Annotated in this window: 19 protein-coding genes; 14 read left to right on the forward strand and 5 right to left on the reverse strand. The window is 35.4% G+C overall.

Annotated features, from left to right (window positions below; all coding sequences use genetic code 11):
• Positions 1-22 precede the first annotated feature (22 nt).
• Complete coding sequence (locus tag C5F50_RS09905) at positions 23-985, reverse strand: homocysteine S-methyltransferase family protein (protein WP_179371183.1); 963 nt, start codon at positions 983-985, stop codon at positions 23-25.
• Positions 986-1,097: 112 nt separating this feature from the next.
• Between C5F50_RS09905 and C5F50_RS09910 the strand changes: the two genes are divergently transcribed.
• On the forward strand, positions 1,098-2,198 hold the full coding sequence (locus C5F50_RS09910) for an MFS transporter (protein ID WP_179371184.1): 1,101 nt from the start codon (positions 1,098-1,100) through the stop codon (positions 2,196-2,198).
• Positions 2,199-2,209: 11 nt separating this feature from the next.
• Here the strand turns inward: C5F50_RS09910 and C5F50_RS09915 are convergent, their stop codons facing one another.
• From C5F50_RS09915 to C5F50_RS09925, 3 genes are read right to left on the reverse strand one after another with little or no spacing between them, the layout of a single operon-like run.
• Positions 2,210-2,968 carry an ABC transporter permease gene (locus tag C5F50_RS09915; protein ID WP_179371185.1) on the reverse strand — a complete coding sequence of 253 codons (759 nt, stop codon included), beginning with the start codon at positions 2,966-2,968 and terminating at the stop codon, positions 2,210-2,212.
• Between the two features lie 5 nt (positions 2,969-2,973).
• Positions 2,974-3,738 carry an ABC transporter ATP-binding protein gene (locus C5F50_RS09920; RefSeq protein WP_179371186.1) on the reverse strand — a complete coding sequence of 255 codons (765 nt, stop codon included), beginning with the start codon at positions 3,736-3,738 and terminating at the stop codon, positions 2,974-2,976.
• The gene (locus C5F50_RS09925; RefSeq protein ID WP_179371187.1) at positions 3,738-4,763 is read right to left on the reverse strand and encodes an ABC transporter substrate-binding protein; all 1,026 of its coding nucleotides are present in this window, start codon (positions 4,761-4,763) and stop codon (positions 3,738-3,740) included. The genes C5F50_RS09920 and C5F50_RS09925 overlap by 1 nt, the downstream gene beginning before the upstream one ends.
• A 132-nt stretch (positions 4,764-4,895) precedes the next feature.
• On the opposite strand from C5F50_RS09925, the gene C5F50_RS09930 reads away from it, so the two are divergent.
• From C5F50_RS09930 to C5F50_RS09990, 13 genes are all read left to right on the forward strand, one after another.
• Entirely contained in the window at positions 4,896-6,095 is a 1,200-nt protein-coding gene (locus C5F50_RS09930) for an argininosuccinate synthase (protein ID WP_179371188.1), read from the forward strand.
• Positions 6,092-6,259, forward strand: a complete 168-nt coding sequence (gene lysW/argW, locus C5F50_RS09935) for an alpha-aminoadipate/glutamate carrier protein LysW (protein ID WP_109876771.1) — start codon at positions 6,092-6,094, stop codon at positions 6,257-6,259. The genes C5F50_RS09930 and lysW/argW (C5F50_RS09935) overlap by 4 nt, the downstream gene beginning before the upstream one ends.
• The gene (lysX, locus tag C5F50_RS09940) at positions 6,259-7,116 is read left to right on the forward strand and encodes a lysine biosynthesis protein LysX (protein WP_179371189.1); all 858 of its coding nucleotides are present in this window, start codon (positions 6,259-6,261) and stop codon (positions 7,114-7,116) included. Before lysW/argW (C5F50_RS09935) ends, lysX (C5F50_RS09940) begins: the two co-directional genes overlap by 1 nt.
• Positions 7,117-7,144: 28 nt before the next feature.
• Positions 7,145-8,191, forward strand: coding sequence for an N-acetyl-gamma-glutamyl-phosphate reductase (gene argC / locus C5F50_RS09945; RefSeq protein ID WP_179371190.1), 1,047 nt, complete (start codon positions 7,145-7,147; stop codon positions 8,189-8,191).
• Positions 8,192-8,193: 2 nt separating this feature from the next.
• On the forward strand, positions 8,194-8,997 hold the full coding sequence (locus C5F50_RS09950; protein WP_179371191.1) for a [LysW]-aminoadipate/[LysW]-glutamate kinase: 804 nt from the start codon (positions 8,194-8,196) through the stop codon (positions 8,995-8,997).
• Positions 8,990-10,171: an aspartate aminotransferase family protein gene (locus tag C5F50_RS09955; protein ID WP_179371192.1), complete on the forward strand. Its 1,182-nt coding sequence runs from the start codon at positions 8,990-8,992 to the stop codon at positions 10,169-10,171. The genes C5F50_RS09950 and C5F50_RS09955 overlap by 8 nt, the downstream gene beginning before the upstream one ends.
• A complete protein-coding gene (gene lysM, locus C5F50_RS09960; RefSeq protein WP_179371193.1) occupies positions 10,158-10,577 on the forward strand; it encodes an HTH-type transcriptional regulator LysM in 420 nt (139 codons plus the stop codon). Before C5F50_RS09955 ends, lysM begins: the two co-directional genes overlap by 14 nt.
• A 117-nt stretch (positions 10,578-10,694) precedes the next feature.
• Positions 10,695-11,861, forward strand: coding sequence for a LeuA family protein (locus C5F50_RS09965; protein ID WP_179371194.1), 1,167 nt, complete (start codon positions 10,695-10,697; stop codon positions 11,859-11,861).
• A gap of 22 nt (positions 11,862-11,883) precedes the next feature.
• Entirely contained in the window at positions 11,884-12,051 is a 168-nt protein-coding gene (lysW/argW, locus tag C5F50_RS09970) for an alpha-aminoadipate/glutamate carrier protein LysW (RefSeq protein ID WP_048115651.1), read from the forward strand.
• A complete protein-coding gene (gene lysX / locus C5F50_RS09975; RefSeq protein WP_179371195.1) occupies positions 12,048-12,890 on the forward strand; it encodes a lysine biosynthesis protein LysX in 843 nt (280 codons plus the stop codon). The genes lysW/argW (C5F50_RS09970) and lysX (C5F50_RS09975) overlap by 4 nt, the downstream gene beginning before the upstream one ends.
• A 42-nt stretch (positions 12,891-12,932) precedes the next feature.
• Positions 12,933-14,018 (forward strand): M20/M25/M40 family metallo-hydrolase, encoded by a 1,086-nt coding sequence (locus C5F50_RS09980; protein ID WP_179372992.1) that lies wholly within the window; start codon positions 12,933-12,935, stop codon positions 14,016-14,018.
• Positions 14,018-15,055 (forward strand): diphthine synthase, encoded by a 1,038-nt coding sequence (dph5, locus tag C5F50_RS09985; RefSeq protein ID WP_179371196.1) that lies wholly within the window; start codon positions 14,018-14,020, stop codon positions 15,053-15,055. The genes C5F50_RS09980 and dph5 overlap by 1 nt, the downstream gene beginning before the upstream one ends.
• 41 nt (positions 15,056-15,096) lie before the next feature.
• A complete protein-coding gene (locus C5F50_RS09990; RefSeq protein WP_425340055.1) occupies positions 15,097-15,717 on the forward strand; it encodes an FAD synthase family protein in 621 nt (206 codons plus the stop codon).
• On the opposite strand, the gene C5F50_RS09995 is transcribed toward C5F50_RS09990, so the two are convergent.
• Positions 15,714-16,397 carry a DUF120 domain-containing protein gene (locus C5F50_RS09995; RefSeq protein WP_179371198.1) on the reverse strand — a complete coding sequence of 228 codons (684 nt, stop codon included), beginning with the start codon at positions 16,395-16,397 and terminating at the stop codon, positions 15,714-15,716. The genes C5F50_RS09990 and C5F50_RS09995 overlap by 4 nt on opposite strands.
• Between the last annotated feature and the right edge of the window lie 2 nt (positions 16,398-16,399).

Raw genomic sequence — 16,399 nt, forward strand, 5'->3', positions numbered from 1 at the left:
TCACCATTGTTTTTGTAAATACTTAACCCTCGACAGAGTTGGCTTTTTCGTCAATTACTTTTCTTAGTGCTCGAATATGTTCAGGATTTGTACCGCAACAACCTCCAATAATTCGTACTTTGCTGTATTGATTAAGAAAATCGCCTAGTGCTTTGCCCATTTTATCAGGAGTCATTTTGTAAACTGCTTGTCCACCTTCATTTTCAGGCATTCCGGCATTTGGAACTACCAGTATGTTGTGTTCATTTTGCTCATCAAGCCACTGCACACTGGGATTCATCTCAATTGGGCCAGTTGAGCAATTCAATCCAAATACATCAATGCCCATATCAGAAACTGTGGTATATGCAGATTGGATGTTTGTACCAAGCAGCATTTTTCCATATTGATCTAAAGTCGTGTTAGCTATTATTGGAACTTTTTTGCCAGTCTTTTTTATTGCATTGTGACATGCTTCAATTACTAATTTTACTTCAAGAATATCTTGACTTGTTTCAATGAGTAATGCATCAACACCGCCAAGAATCAATCCTTCAGCTTGTAACTCAAATGCTTCTCTTATTTCATCAAGAGGTTTTTGACCTAAATCAGGGTCATTTGAACTTGGAAGATAACCTGTTGGCCCCATAGAACCAATCACATAACGTGGTTTGTCAGAATATTCTTCACATACTTCACATGCGAGTTTTGCAATTTTTTTGTTAAATTCAATTGTCTGATCACCAAAACCATATTCATCTAGTTTTATTTTATTTGAACCAAAAGAGTTTGTTTCAATACAATCAGAACCTGCAGCCAAATAATTTCTATGAATCTGTTTAATCCATTCGGGATGTGTAATAACTAAACCGTCATTGAATCCATCTTGATTATTTGGAAAGTCTTCAGGTTTTGGATCATATTTTTGAATCTCAGTTCCCATTGCACCATCAAAAAGCAATATTTTTTTTTGCAGTGCATTCAGAAATGGTTCTTTTTCAGACAATTCAATTTCAAAATACAATTAGATAGTTTAACTCTTTTCAGAAAATTCCCCAAGCATTGGTGGGAATGATACGTATGTTGAAATTAGGTGAAACATATTTTTCTATAGATTTATGCTAAAACTTCAAGTAAACAACCTAGTCCGAAGTGCAACCTTTTTTCAGCATGCTGGAATATCCATTATCTTTGTCTTCATGCCCATTATTGCAAAGGGTGTTACAGAATCGGTTTTTGAGATTGGACTACTAGTAGCCTCATTTAGTTTTGCCCAGATTTTATCTGAGATTTATTTTGGAAGATACTCAGACAAGAAAGGAACTAGGCTCAAATTCATCAGAATTGGCTTCATTGGGTGTGCAATAGCCTTTGGATTGCATTATTTTGCAGATGATCTAACCATGTTTTTCCTAGTAAGAATTGCTGCAGGAGTAGCAAGTGGAATTATGATTCCTGCAATGATCGCATATACCTACGAGTCAAATGTTGACAAAAAGAGAGCAGCAACAGTAATCTCTTTTCATGCATTAGGATGGCTTGCAGGAATTGCAGCTGCCGGATTTGCAAATGATCTTAGATTAATTTTCCTGATCAGTTCAGCTTCATTTGTTATTGGTTTGCTCTTTACAATAAAACTACCAAATCCAGAACAAGTAAAGGAACTAACACCTGGAACTATGAGAAAAGTTATTTTAAAAAATAAATTTCTATTTCTATCATTATTACTAAGACATATTGGTGCAGCTGCAGTATGGACCATCCTTCCAATATTGTTAATGGAGAAATGGGGTGCTGAACTTTATCAAATTTCAATAGTGTATGTTGCAAATACACTCACGGCATTTATCTTGATGAATGTGATGGCAAGTAAAATCAATCTCTCAAATGTAACTAAATTCAAAATAGGAATAGGATGCACCACATTTGTGTTTGTAGGATTGTCATTTGTAACAGAATGGTGGATGACAATGCCATTTATGGCACTTGTTGGCGGCACTTGGGCATTTTTATTTATTGGTGGAAATTTCCATTTAATGGAGAACAATCCACGTTCTACATCAACTGGAATCTTTAGCTCTACAGTATCAATTGCAACAGTAGCAGGCCCCGTCATTGCAGGAAGTCTTGCATTTCTATTTGACTATATTGCAGTAATGTATTTTGCAATCGGAGTAATCATTTGTGCATTTGCAGTATCACTAAAAATTAAAAAATAGAAAAGTAAAATCTACCTTAATCCCCAACGAGACATTACTTTATTTTCTAGTCTTTTGAAAATAACACCATCAACTGCAAGACCGATTACCATGATCACAAGCATTATCCCAATGACTTGCGATACGTCAGTAAGGGAACGTCCAGCATTAAGCAAGAAACCCAATCCTAGATATGAGAATAGTATCTCAGCACCAATTACACCTCTCCATGCAAATGCCCAGCCTTGCTTGAATCCCGAAATCATGTATGGGAATGCTGCAGGAATCAATACTGCAGTAATTAGCTGGCTGCCCTTTGCACCCATATTTCGTGCGGCCTCAATAAAGTGAGGATCTATATTTTTGACTCCAGTGTAAGTGTTTATTGTAACTGCAAAAATAGCTCCTATTGCTGTGACAAAAATTATCCCACCATCTGTCAAGCCAAACCAGAGTATTGCCAAAGGAACCCAAGCAATTGATGGAATTGATTGTAATCCTAAAACTAGAGAGCCAACTGTTTGATTTATAATTTCCATCCTGGCCATAAAAATTCCCAATACAATACCACCAACAATTGCAATTGCTAAACCAACAGATAATCTCCACAGGCTAGATGCAATTCCATAAAACAGACTACCATCTGATGCGCCATATGCCAAGTCTTCAGCCACTTCATATGGAGATGGAAAAATATTATCAGGCCAGATTCCAACCATTGCAATTATTTGCCAAACAACAACTATACCAATGTAAAATGCAATTCTGTGAGGTGTAAAATTTTTGGCCATGATAATCATCCTTTACTTTTCTTTACCTCAGGTCTTAATTCTGTCAAAATATCTCGTTGAAATTTTAGTAATGATTCATCTTCAGTAACTCGGGGTCGTGGAAAATTATTATCAACTTCTTTTTTAATAATTGATGGACGATTACTAAAGATTGCAACTTTTGTTCCAAGAACTGCAGCTTCTGCAACATTGTGAGTTACAAATAAAATTGTCTTCTTTGTCTTTTCCCAAATTAGCTGCATCTCAACTAACAACAAGTCACGAGTCTGTGCATCAAGTGCTGCAAATGGTTCATCCATTAGCAACACATCAGGATCCATAACTAGTGCTCTTGCAATAGCTACACGCTGTTTCATTCCAGTTGAAAGTTGAAAAGTATAGGAATCTGCAAATTTAGTAAGCTGCATCATGTCAAGATATCTATGAGATATCTTTGATCTCTCCTCTTTTGGAATACCTGCCATCTTTAATCCAAATTCCACATTATCTTGAACCTTAAGCCATGGAAATAGAGCACCTTCTTGAAAGACCATTATTCTCTCAGGTCCGGTTTCGGCAACAGGATGACCATCAAACAGTATTTGTCCCTCATCAGGGGATTCCAAGCCTGCAACTATGCGTAAAAATGTCGATTTTCCACATCCCGAAGGACCCACCAGACATACAAAGTCACCAGCCTCAACTTTGAGGTTAACCCCACCTAGTGCCTTTAGTTTATGAGAATCATGACTAAAATATTTTACAATATTTTTTGCCTCAAGTTTAGTCATTACGTACTTTCCTCCAGAATAGAATTTGAATCAAAGTGGTAAAAAATTCCAGATAAATCGTATCCATTTCTTCCCAAATATCCTAACGTATCAGCTTTCTCAGCAAAAGAATAAACGGAATCAAGAAGTGGATCTGCAGTGATTACAAGATTAGATAATGCAATGTCTACAACCTCATTAGACAATGATTGCCCCAAATGATCTTTTAGGAAATTATTAAAAATAATTCTTGTTTCAATAGGATTTTCATTAATCCAATCTGCAGTTTCATAATGAGAAACTAACAGTTCAGAAACTAGTTTACGGTTTTTTTTAACATAATCTACATTCCCAATTAAAAGAACAGATGCAAATTCATTATTTGGCCATAATTCTTCCTCATGGAATAATCTTTTTCCATCAAGTTCAGTTTCTAAAATTGTGGCCCAAGGCTCTGCAACCCATGCACCATCAATATCCCCTTTTACAAATAATGTGTAGATATCAGGATTTGAAATATTATAAACAATTACTGAACCACCTTTTTCTGCAGTCTTCAAACCATTTTCAGACAGATAGTTTCGTAGTGAAACATCTTGAGTATTTCCAATTTGAGGTGCAGCAATCTTTTTGCCTGCAAAGTCAGATGCAGATTTAATTTCAGATAATGGATGAACAATAAAGCTTGCACCACCGCTTGCAGCACCTGCAAGAATCTTTACATTGTGATTCTCTGAATTTAAAAATCCGTTAATTGCAGGGCCCGGTCCAACATATGCAAGATCAATAGAATTTGCAAATAGAGACTCTATTGCTTGTGGACCACTATCAAAAATGCGTGTTTCAATTTTTATTTCATCACCTATGCTTTTTTTAAAAAAGCCTTTTTCCATCCCAACTATCGGGATAGCATGACCAATGTTTGGAAAATATGCTATACGAAGTTTATTTTCAGGTGTGACATCGCTAGAACTAGCAGCAATTCCTACTGCTACTATCAAAATTATTCCTGCAATTCCTGCTGAAACAATCGATCGCGTTTTCATAAAACAGCGTTATATTTGGCGGTTAAATAATCATCGAATTTTAGCTCAAGCTAGTCAGAAATTTTTCAAAAATATTTGGATTCCAGGCTATCACAAAAGATAAATTCCAAAATATGACGGAAAAGTTGTTTTATGACTCAAAAAGGAATTCTTGCATTTTCTGGAGGACTTGATACTTCAGTAGTTGTAAAATATTTGCAAGAAGAACATGACATGGATGTCATTACAGTAACAGTGGATGTAGGACAATGTGATGACAGTAAAAAAATTGCAGCCAAAGCAAAAAAGCTTGGCGTAAAAAAACACTACAACATTGATGCTAGAAAAGAATTTGTAAGAGATTACATTTTTCCATCAATTAAAGCAAACGCTCTTTATCAGAAAAAATATTGTCTTGCAACAGCTCTTGCGCGACCATTAATTGCAGAAAAAGTGTTAGAGATTGCAAAAAAAGAAAAAGTAACTTCACTTGCACATGGATGTTCAGGAAAAGGAAATGATCAAGTTCGTTTTGACATCACATTACGTTCTGGTTCAGATCTTCCAATCATAGCTCCTATACGAGACAAAAATTTGGATAGAGAAACTGAACTAAAGTTTGCAAAAAAACATGGGATAGAAATTGATGCTGTTGCAAAAAGATTCAGCATTGATCAAAATTTATGGGGACGTGCAATAGAAGGAGGAGTACTTGAAGATCCATACAATGAACCACCTGATGATGCATTCATTTGGGTTAAAACAAAAAATTTGCCTGATAAACCATCATACTTGGAAATTAAATTTGAACAAGGAATTCCAATTGAAGTTGATGGAAAAAAATTAGAATCTCAAAAACTCATCGAATACATTAACAAAAAAGCAGGTGATGCAGGAGTTGGAATAATTGATCATATTGAAGATAGAGTTGTTGGAATCAAATCCAGAGAAGTGTATGAGACTCCAGCTGCTGTCTGTCTAATTGAAGCTCACTCAGATTTAGAAAAAATGGTCCACACAAAACATGAAAACAAGTTCAAATCATTAATCGATGATGAATGGGCATATTTGGTATATTCCGGACTTTGGCAAGATCCACTAAGAGCAGATCTAGATGGATTTATTGAGGAATCACAAAAACCAGTTTCTGGAACAGTGAAACTCAAGATGTTCAAAGGAAGTCTCAGAGTTGTTGGAAGAAAATCAAATAATTCATTGTACAGTCATAAAATTGCCACATATGGTACAGAATCGACATTTGATCAAAGATTGGCCAAAGGATTTGTAGAATTATGGGGAATGCAGTCAACAGAAGCTAATAAATTACAAAAGAAAAGGTCAACAAAAACATGAACTGCCCAGAATGTGATGCAACACTAAACATCCCAGACGATGCCTCAGTTGGAGAAATTGTCTCCTGTCCTGATTGTGGCGCTGACTTTGAAATCTCAAAAAAAGACGGATCAAATGTTGAGCTTAAACAAGCAGAAAGTGTAGGCGAAGACTGGGGAGAGTAATGTCAAAAGTCTGTATCGTATTTGATCGCCTAAGAGCGGAAGAGAAGATGCTCCAAAAAGAAGCATCAGATCTTGGACATGATACAGTAATGCTTGATGCAAAAATTACTCAAATAAACACAGATAGTAAAAAAGAAGACTATGACTTGGGCGATGTTGTTCTAGAAAGATGTGTCAGTTATTTCAGAGGGCTTCACTTTACTGCAAGTTTAGAATTTTTAGATGTTCCGGTATTAAATAAATTTCAAGTTGCAAACATTTGTGGAAACAAAATGTTTATGACTCTACTTTTAAAAAAAAATAACATTCCAACACCAAAAACATATTTTTCATTTTCAAGTGAGAGTGCAGCTGAGAATTTAGAAAAAGTAGGATTCCCTCTAGTCATCAAACCGGTAATAGGAAGTTGGGGAAGAGGAGTAATGCCATTAAAAGACAAAGATACCATGGAGGCAGTTTTTGAAATTAGAGACATTACTGATAGCCCACATGACAGAATTTACTATTTGCAAGAATTAATCAAAAGACCACCAAGAGACATCAGGATAATTACAGTAGGAGATGAGCCTATTGCTGCAATGTATAGAAAATCTTCAGGCGGTTTTAAAACAAATATTGCACTTGGTGCAGATCCTGAACTCTGTGAGATCACAAAAGAGATGGAGGATATGGCAGTTAAAGCATCAAAAGCAATGGGCGGAGGAATATTGGGCATTGACATGATGGAAGACGATCAAAAAGGACTAGTGGTGCACGAAGTGAACAATACAGTTGAATTCAAGGGATTGGCAAGAGTCTCACAAAGAAACATACCAAAAGAAATGGTAGAATTTGCTCTAAACTACGTTAGGAAATAAATTATACTCCTTTACGAGGAGACTTATCATGAAGGTAGGTGTTGTTGGAGCATCAGGTTATGTAGGTGGGGAGACACTTCGTCTGCTTGTTAATCATCCAGATGTTGAGATCGCCATGGTTACATCAAGACAACATGTTGGAGAATATCTCCATAGAGTCCAACCAAGTTTGAAAGGATTTACCGATCTGATGTTTTCTGAATTAGATTATGATAAACTAACTGATCAGTGTGATTTAGTTTTCACTGCTGTTCCTCATGGAACTGCAACTGAAATTGTAAAGGCCCTCTATGACAGAGGAATCAAAGTTATTGATTTGAGCGCAGATTATAGATTACACAATCAGGATGCATATGACAAATGGTATGGCTGGGAACACCCACATCCAGATTATTTAGCAAAATCAGTTTTTGGAGTACCTGAATTACATCGAGAAGCAATTAAAAAAGCACAGCTTGTTTCTTGCCCAGGATGCATGGCAGTAACATCGATGTTAGCACTTGCTCCATTAATTCGAAATGACATTATTGATACTGAACACATTATAGTTGATTCCAAGATTGGTTCTTCTGGTGCAGGCTCTGGTTCTGGAACTGCACATGCAATGAGAGCAGGAGTAATTAGACCATACAAACCCGCAAAACACAGACATACTGGTGAAATTGAACAGGAACTAAGCGAAATTGCGGGACATAAAATTCGTGTTTCAATGAGCCCACATGCAGTAGATGTAGTTCGTGGAATTTTATGTACAAATCACACATTCTTGAAAAAAGATATTGATGAAAAAGAATTGTGGAAATTATATAGACAAACTTATGGTGAAGAAAGATTCATCAGATTAATTCGAGATAAAAAAGGACTATACAAATTCCCAGATCCAAAATTCTTAGTTGGTTCAAACTTTTGTGATATAGGATTTGATTTGGATGAAGACAATAATAGATTAATTGCATTATCTGCATCAGATAACTTGATGAAAGGTGCAGCAGGTTCAGCCATTCAAAACATGAATGTAATGTGCGGTTTTGATGAAATGGATGGACTCAGAAACACACCACTAACTCCTGTTTAGAAATGATCACAATCAAAATTGGCGGAAGTGTAGTAGATAATTTACACCCATCTACAATTGCAGATATTAAAAAAGTTGCAGAGTCAGAAGGAGTCATTTTAGTTCATGGTGGAGGAAAAGAAGTTACAAAAGTTTGTAAACAACTTGGAAAGGAACCAAAATTTGTTACATCCCCAAGTGGAATCAAAAGCAGGTATACAGATAAAGAAACTGCAGAGATTTTTACGATGGTAATGTCTGGAAGAATAAACAAGACCATTGTACAAATGCTTCAAAAAAATGGAATTAATGCAATTGGCCTTTCAGGAGTTGATGCAAAAATCATTCAAGCAGACAGAAAAAAGAAGCTTCTCATAGTTAACGAAAAAGGCAGAAAACAAGCAATTGACGGCGGATATACAGGCAAAATTACCGATATCAACTCAAAATTCATCAAATTACTATTAGAGCAGGGATTAACACCCGTTATTTCACCCATTGCAATAAGCGAGGAATCAGAATTTCTCAATGTTGATGGAGACAGAGCTGCAGCATACGTGGCAGGCAAAGTTGGCAGTGACAAAGTATTATTCATTACAAATGTAGATGGATTACTAATGGAGGACAAACTTGTTACAAAGTTAACATTAGCAGAAGCAAAAGAGATCAGACCAAAAATAGGACCTGGAATGGAAAAAAAGATTTTAGCATCTACAGAAGCATTAGATATGGGTGTAAAAGAAGCATTGATTGCAAATGGTCAAAAAGAAAATCCAATCTCTGCGGCAATTGCACATGATAATTGTACGGTGATTGAACATGAGTGAAGATCAATTTATGGGAAATCTCTATCAGAGATTTCCAGTTACAGTTGAGAAGGGAAAAGGATCACATGTATGGGATGTAGACGGAAAAGAATACATTGATTGTATGGGAGGATATGGAGTCGCATTAGTAGGCCATCAAAATCAAAGAATCAACAATGCAATCAAAGAACAGATTGATAAAATTATTACAGTTCACAGTTCTTTATACAATAAGACAAGAGAAGAATTTTTGAAAATATTAATCGGATTAGCTCCTAAAGGACTTACACAAGTTCACCTAAACAACAGTGGTGCAGAAGCAATAGAAGCTGCAATAAAGTTTGCAAGAAAATTTACTGGTAAAAAAGGAATGGTTGCAATGAAGGGATCCTATCACGGTAAATCATTTGGTGCGTTATCATTAACATTTAATCCAAAATACAAAAAAGCTTTTGAACCACTAGTTGAGAAAGTTTCTTTTGCGTCTTTTGGAGACATTGAATCACTTCGTTCAGCAATTGATGATGACACAGCATTTGTAATTTTAGAACCAATACAAGGTGAAAGCGGAATTATTGTTGCACCAGAGGGATTTTTGCAAGATGTACGAAAACTTTGTGATGAAAAAGGAATTCTGTTAATTTTTGACGAAATACAAGCTGGTTTAGGAAGAACCGGACGATTATGGGCATGTGAACATTGGAATACTGCACCAGATATTTTGTGTCTTGCAAAAGGAATTGCAGGCGGCGTTCCAATGGGCGCAACGCTTGTAAGACCAGACATACTTGCTTCAATGAGCAAGGGAGAACACTCTTCAACATTTGGTGGAAACCCATTATCATGTGCAGCAGGAATTGCAGCACTCAAAGCATTGACAGAAGATGGTTTAGTTGAGAATTCAGAAAAGATGGGTAAAATATTCAGAGAAGGCTTAGAGAAACTAAAAGAGAATCACCACATGATTAGGGAAATTCGCGGTAAAGGATTAATGATAGGAATAGAGATGAAATTTGAAGTTAAAGACATACTTATGGGGTTGATGAAAAAAGGCGTTCTGATGTTATATTCTGGAAGGAACATTCTACGAATTCTTCCACCGCTAGTGATTTCTGAAGAAGACATAACAAAAGTTTTACATGCTCTAGATTCTGTACTTAGTGAAGAGGAGCAAAAAAAAGATGTACAAGGATAAAGTAGACGAGAAGATAATCGGATATCTAAAAGAAGATGCTAGAGAATCGTTTGTAGATATTGGTAAAAAATTAAAGCTTTCTGAATCAGCAGTTAGAAGACGAGTAAAAAATCTGGTAGATAGCGGAACAATCAAAAAATTTACTTTGGAGCTTGGCGAGGAGAATGCAACAAGCGCAATTGTTTTGGTATCAGTTGATTCTGCTACAGACACGTCAAAAGTTTCTCTAAAACTTGCAAAACTAGAAGGAGTGAAAACAGTTTATGAGATAACTGGTCAATACGACATTACAACAATTATGAGCGCATCAAGTATTGCTGAAATCAACAACACCATTGACGCATTAAGGAAGATTCCAGGCGTCGTTGATACAAATACTGTGATAATTTTGAGAAAAATAGTCTAAAGACGACTTTCGTAAAAAAAAATTATTTCATAACTAATTTAGGATCATTAATAGTTTTTTTCAACGAAGATAGTACGAATATGTTTATATCATCAATTTATGTCAACGATTTCAGTAATGAAAGATCCGAATCACTATGCAAACATCTACAATGCATATGACAAAAATCCAAAGAAGATCAGAGTATTAGATAGTACTCTAAGAGAAGGAGAACAACATCCAGGGGTATCGTTTACAAACAAACAAAGAATTCAGATTGCGTGGATGTTAGATTATTTTGGAGTAGATCAAATTGAAATATCACCAGTTGTTTCAAAGGATCACAAAGAAGCGACTAAGACAATCATCAAACAGGGATTAAAGGCAGATATTGTTTCTCATGGACGTGCACTAAAAGAAGACATTGACATTTCATTAGATTGTGATGCTAAATGGTGTGCAGCTTATTTAGGAATTTCAGATATTCATCTAAAAGACAAATTACGTATTTCACGAGAAGAAGCACTAAGAAGATCAGTTGAAACAGTAGAGTATGCAAAATCTCATGGTCTAAAAATTAGATTTACAGTTGAAGATGGTAGTAGAGCAGAACCGGAATTTTTAATCAAAGTTTGTAAAGCAATTGAAGAAGCAGGTGTTGACAGAATTAGTCTTCCAGATACAGTTGGAATATTGCGTCCAATTGGAATGTACAATTTTGTTAAGAAAGTAAGAGATGTAATAGACGTCCCATTAGATGCACATGTTCATAACGATATTGGATTTGCAGTAGCAAATGCATTTTCAGCATGTGATGCAGGAGTGGATCAGATTCACACTACTATTGATGGAATTGGGGAAAGAACAGGAATTCCACCCCTTGCAGAAGTAGCAGTTGCATTGACATATCTATACAAATCGCCAAATGATTTCAGATTGGATATGTTACTAGATCTTTCAAGATTGATTGAAGAATATACAACAATCAAACCATATGACTCAAAACCAATTGTTGGTTCATCAGCATACAAACATAAGGCAGGAACACATCTTGCAGCCATTCTCAGAAACCCAGCAGCATATGAGCCTATTCCACCCAGGGCAGTTGGAAATCGAAGAAGAATTGTCTTTGGAGAACTTGCAGGAAAGACAGGTGCTGCCTATTTGATGTCATTATTAGGACTTGAGAAAGACGATGATAGTGCAAAAGCAGTAGCAGCTGGATTAAAGGGTCTCAGAATGGGAGATCTTATAGAAATACCACTCGAAGATAGACTTGAAAAAAAGATAATTAATGATAAATAAAGAGGATTGTAGAAGAGAAGATATGTCAAAATGTGAAGAATGTGATGCAGAAATTTCCATCCCTAGTGATGCACTTGAGGGAGAAATTGTAACATGTCCGGAATGTGGCGCAAGTTTTGAATTAGAAAAAAGTTCAGACGGTTTCCAACTAAAGCCTGCCCAAACGGTTGGCGAGGATTGGGGACAGTGAGTCCTGACGTTACTATTCTTTACGATACCATCCGTTGGGAAGAAAAGGCCCTACTAGAAGCAGGTAAAAAAAATAACATCAACATCCAGATGGTTGATTGTAAGAAGCTAGCATTAGATTTAGAAAAAAAACCTGAAGATTACGGAGTAGTTATTCAGAGATGTGTAAGCTATTACAGGAATTTACATTCAACTGCAGCTCTTGAAGGATTAGGAGTCAAAGTTATCAATTGTCTCAACACAGGGGTTTTTGCAGGAAATAAATTATTTACACATATGTTACTAAAGAAATTTGGAGTTCCAACACCAGATGCGACAGTAGCTTTTTCAAAAGAGGCAGCCTTGGAAGCATTAGAAACACAAGGATTTCCCAAAGTTATCAAACCCACTGTAGGAAGTTGGGGAAGGTTAATTTCAAAACTTAACGACAGAGATTCAGCCGAAGGCATTATTGAAAGTAGAGAAAACATGTATCCAATATACCAAATACATTATCTAGAAGAATTTGTAAAAAGACCACCAAGAGACATCAGAGCCATAATGGTAGGAGATAAAATAGTTGCAGCAATATACAGAAATTCAAAACATTGGAAGACAAATATGGCACTTGGCGGAGAAGCAGAGTCATGCAAGGTCACATCAGAAATGGAAGAGATGTGCATAAAGGCAAAAAATGCAGTTCAAGGAGATATTGTAGGTGTGGATTTGATGGAAAGTGATGAAAAAGGATTGGTTGTACACGAAGTAAATAACACTACAGAATACAAAAACACAGTCAGAGTTTGTCAAGTAGACATTCCATCATTAATGCTAAATTATGCTCTAAATATTGAAAAATAAGAATTGACCAATCACCTATCAGAATCAAGATTTGCAGTAAAGATGCTAGAGAAAGCACTCAGACTCTACACACCATCACTTAGCGAAAAACCATTAGCAGAATTTTTAGCTGACAAGTGTGATGACTTGGGATTTGAAGACATAGAAATTGATGAAGTTGGGAACGTTATTGCAAAGAAAGGCACAGGATCTCCAAAAATAATGTTATGTGGTCACATGGATGTGGTACCAGGAAAAGTCAAAGTTCGAAAAGAAGGAGATTCACTTTATGGAAGAGGAGCATCAGATGCAAAAGCACCATTGATGGCAATGTTGTTTGCAGCAGCATCAATTCAAAATAACAATGGAACTATAATTTTTGTCGGAGCTGTTGATGAAGAAGGAAATGCAACAGGAATTAAAAATCTCGTTAAAAAAGAAATGGGAATTGATTATGCAATTTTTGGAGAGCCTAGTGGAATCAACCAAGTAACAATTGCATACAAAGGGAGATTAGCCATTAATCTCAAAATTAGCGTAGATGATAGTTCACATGCAAGTGCACCATGGCTTTCAAAAAATGCCATTCATGAATCAATGATTTTTGCAAGAGAACTCAAAGAAAGATTAGAAGAAAATCAAGAAGATAGATCCAAAGGAATGCAGTTAACTTCATCAATGACTGAAATTAGAGGAGGTACTAGTCATAACATTACACCAAAAGAATGTGAAACAACTTTCGATATTAGAATTCCAGTAGACATGAACTGTAAAACAATTGAACAAAAGATTGCAACGTTAGTTAAAGAAATTTCTCAAAAAAGAGAGGTGGAGGCATTTTATTCAATTCTTGATGAGACAGAACCATTTGAGGCACCTCATAATTCACCACTAGTTAGAGCATTGACATTAGGCATTCTAGAAGAAACACAATCAAGAGCAACACTAATCAGAAAAACAGGCACTGGAGACATGAATGTTTTAGGAAATCAATGGGAGATTCCTGTGGTCACATATGGTCCAGGAGATCCTCATGAAGCGCATACAATTGATGAAAAAGTATCAATTGAAGAATACCTAAAGGGAATAGAAATCTTAAAGAAAACTCTACAGCATTTAAAAAGACTTCATGATAGAAAGATGCAGTAATGCTTTGGTTTGTAGGTTTAGGAATTTCGGGATTCAAATCAATTCCCATTGAAACATTAGATGTTTTATCAAAGGCAGACATCGTATACTTGGAACAATTTACCAGTCCAATTGGAAAATCAGATTTAATTAAAATCAAAAATGCAACAAAAGGAGAATTCAAACCAGCAAAAAGATGGCTGGTAGAAGATGGAAATGAGATTCTAAAAAATGCAAAGAAAAAAAAAGTTGTTTTACTCTCATATGGAGATCCATACATTGCAACAACACACATCGAATTAAGAACAAGAGCAATTGAAGAAAAAATTAAAACATATTCTATTCATGCTTCATCATCTCTTACTTCAATGATTGGAGAGTGCGGTTTACATTTTTACAAAGTTGGAAGAATTGCGACAATAATGAGTGAAATGAAATCACTTACAACCCCTTATTATGTAAGTTACAAAAACATTATTGAAGGTAATCACACAGTTCTTCTTTTAGAGTATAATCAAGATAAGGATTTTTTCTTAGATCCGAAAGATGCACTAAATGGATTGTTAGAAACAGAGAAAGGACAAAAAAGGAATGTCATTAGTTTAGATACATATGCAATAATTGCATCAAGAATAGGATTCAAAGATCAATTAATTATTTCAGGAAAAATTTCTAGTTTAAAGAAAAAAGATTTTGGAAAGCCACCACATACTATAATAATTCCAGGTAGATTACATTTTACAGAATCAGATGCATTGAAGATATTAGGTCAATGTATTGATGAGCCATTTGACAATTCTGAAAAGACAAAGAAAATTTCAATTCAAATGATGGAAAAATACGTTCCAATGGTCAGAGAAGCATTAGAAGAAATTGAGCCTCATTATAAAGATCAAAAAGAATTTCAAGGGATTTTAGAAAATGCAGAGTTATACATTAAAGATGCAGAGAAATTTCTAGAAGACGGTCAAGACGAGGTAGCGATTTTAAGTATTGGGTACGCAGATGGCCTAGTTGATGCATTAAGATTGGCTAAAGGTCTTGATCCAAAGATGTAACTTTTAGCGATGAATTAAAGAGAGGGTCAAAAATAGAAAAAATATTGAAACAAAGTGAAAAACTAATTCTTGCAGTCATGTATGTATCTCAAATTGACGGGAGACCATTAACGCAGACAATTATGAAAAAAAGCATGTTATCAGAAGACATGATAAATTCAAAGATTGATGAATTGATAAAAAACCAATTTGTAAATGAAGATAGGAGCACGCTTACAGAAATGGGTCGAAGTTCATTACGAGTGGTATTAGCAGGCGGAGTTTTTGACATTATTCATCCAGGTCACATCTACACCCTAAATGCAGCAAAGGCATTAGGGGATGTACTAGTAGTAGTTGTGGCAACAGACAACACAGCAGTAAAGATGAAAAAAAGAAATCCAATTCACAGTCAAAAACAGAGACAGGAATTAGTAAATTCACTATCAATGGTGGATCTCTGTCTAATTGGACAAGAAGATGATATTTTCAAGACAGTCAATCTTGTAAGACCAGAAATTATTGCGTTGGGTTATGATCAGGTTCATCAAGAAAAATTCATCACGGAAGGATGTAAAAAAATTAAGCTTGATGCAAAAGTTGCAAGATTGCAATCCCCCATTCCAGATATATCTAGCTCTAAAATTGAAAAAGAGTATGGCAAATCTATTCACGGGATCTAGGAATTAATTTGAATTTTAATTGAAATTTTTGAACCGTCTTTAAGTTTTGCAGTTTTTCTCAAACAGGATTTAGAGATTAATTCAATAATTGAATCATCATGATGTGTTCGCTCAAGCATAATTAATTCACAATTTGCTGAATTGTTTAATTTGGCTGGAAAACATTTTACCCATCCATAGGTTCTCTTCCCATCCGAGAAGCCCTTAATTTTTACACCATTCAAAGTTTCAAATTGTTTAATTGCTTCTTGATGGATTTTTTGATCTAATCTCACATTAAGAGTTCCAGGGAATGGAACATATCCAATTTTAGATTGGAATTGTTTTGTGTATCCTTTTAATCCCATATAGTATGCACCTTCACCCATTCCAGAAACCAAAGTTCCTTTGAGTTCAACGTGAGATGTTGAAGAATCCAAACTTTTTCGCAGTATTGCAGAGAGTTTTACCATTTCACTGAAACCTTTAGGAGTAATTTTTACAGAAATGTTGCGACCACTAATTATTCTCTCTATGAATTGATTTTGTTCTAATTCTAAGAGGTGTTTTGATGCAGATTGTTGAGATTTTTTAATATTTTTTCCAAGAGAGGAAGTTGTTATAGTGACATAGTTGTGTCTTGCACCTTTGGATAATAGATATGAGAGTGTTAAGATGTGCTGAATTTTTAGTTCAGTCATCT

Source organism: Nitrosopumilus ureiphilus, assembly GCF_013407185.1.
In the GTDB taxonomy this organism is placed as follows: domain Archaea; phylum Thermoproteota; class Nitrososphaeria; order Nitrososphaerales; family Nitrosopumilaceae; genus Nitrosopumilus; species Nitrosopumilus ureiphilus.

Coding starts and splice junctions, on each gene's coding strand:
- C5F50_RS09965 (WP_179371194.1), top strand. CDS start 10,695: ATGAAAGATCCGAATCACTATGCAAACATCTACAATGCATATGACAAA.
- C5F50_RS09955 (WP_179371192.1), top strand. CDS start 8,990: ATGAGTGAAGATCAATTTATGGGAAATCTCTATCAGAGATTTCCAGTT.
- dph5 (WP_179371196.1), top strand. CDS start 14,018: ATGCTTTGGTTTGTAGGTTTAGGAATTTCGGGATTCAAATCAATTCCC.
- C5F50_RS09915 (WP_179371185.1), bottom strand. CDS start 2,968: ATGGCCAAAAATTTTACACCTCACAGAATTGCATTTTACATTGGTATA.
- lysW/argW (WP_048115651.1), top strand. CDS start 11,884: ATGTCAAAATGTGAAGAATGTGATGCAGAAATTTCCATCCCTAGTGAT.
- lysW/argW (WP_109876771.1), top strand. CDS start 6,092: ATGAACTGCCCAGAATGTGATGCAACACTAAACATCCCAGACGATGCC.
- C5F50_RS09920 (WP_179371186.1), bottom strand. CDS start 3,738: ATGACTAAACTTGAGGCAAAAAATATTGTAAAATATTTTAGTCATGAT.
- lysX (WP_179371189.1), top strand. CDS start 6,259: ATGTCAAAAGTCTGTATCGTATTTGATCGCCTAAGAGCGGAAGAGAAG.
- argC (WP_179371190.1), top strand. CDS start 7,145: ATGAAGGTAGGTGTTGTTGGAGCATCAGGTTATGTAGGTGGGGAGACA.
- C5F50_RS09950 (WP_179371191.1), top strand. CDS start 8,194: ATGATCACAATCAAAATTGGCGGAAGTGTAGTAGATAATTTACACCCA.
- C5F50_RS09980 (WP_179372992.1), top strand. CDS start 12,933: ATGCTAGAGAAAGCACTCAGACTCTACACACCATCACTTAGCGAAAAA.
- lysM (WP_179371193.1), top strand. CDS start 10,158: ATGTACAAGGATAAAGTAGACGAGAAGATAATCGGATATCTAAAAGAA.
- C5F50_RS09910 (WP_179371184.1), top strand. CDS start 1,098: ATGCTAAAACTTCAAGTAAACAACCTAGTCCGAAGTGCAACCTTTTTT.
- C5F50_RS09995 (WP_179371198.1), bottom strand. CDS start 16,397: ATGACTGAACTAAAAATTCAGCACATCTTAACACTCTCATATCTATTA.
- C5F50_RS09925 (WP_179371187.1), bottom strand. CDS start 4,763: ATGAAAACGCGATCGATTGTTTCAGCAGGAATTGCAGGAATAATTTTG.
- C5F50_RS09930 (WP_179371188.1), top strand. CDS start 4,896: ATGACTCAAAAAGGAATTCTTGCATTTTCTGGAGGACTTGATACTTCA.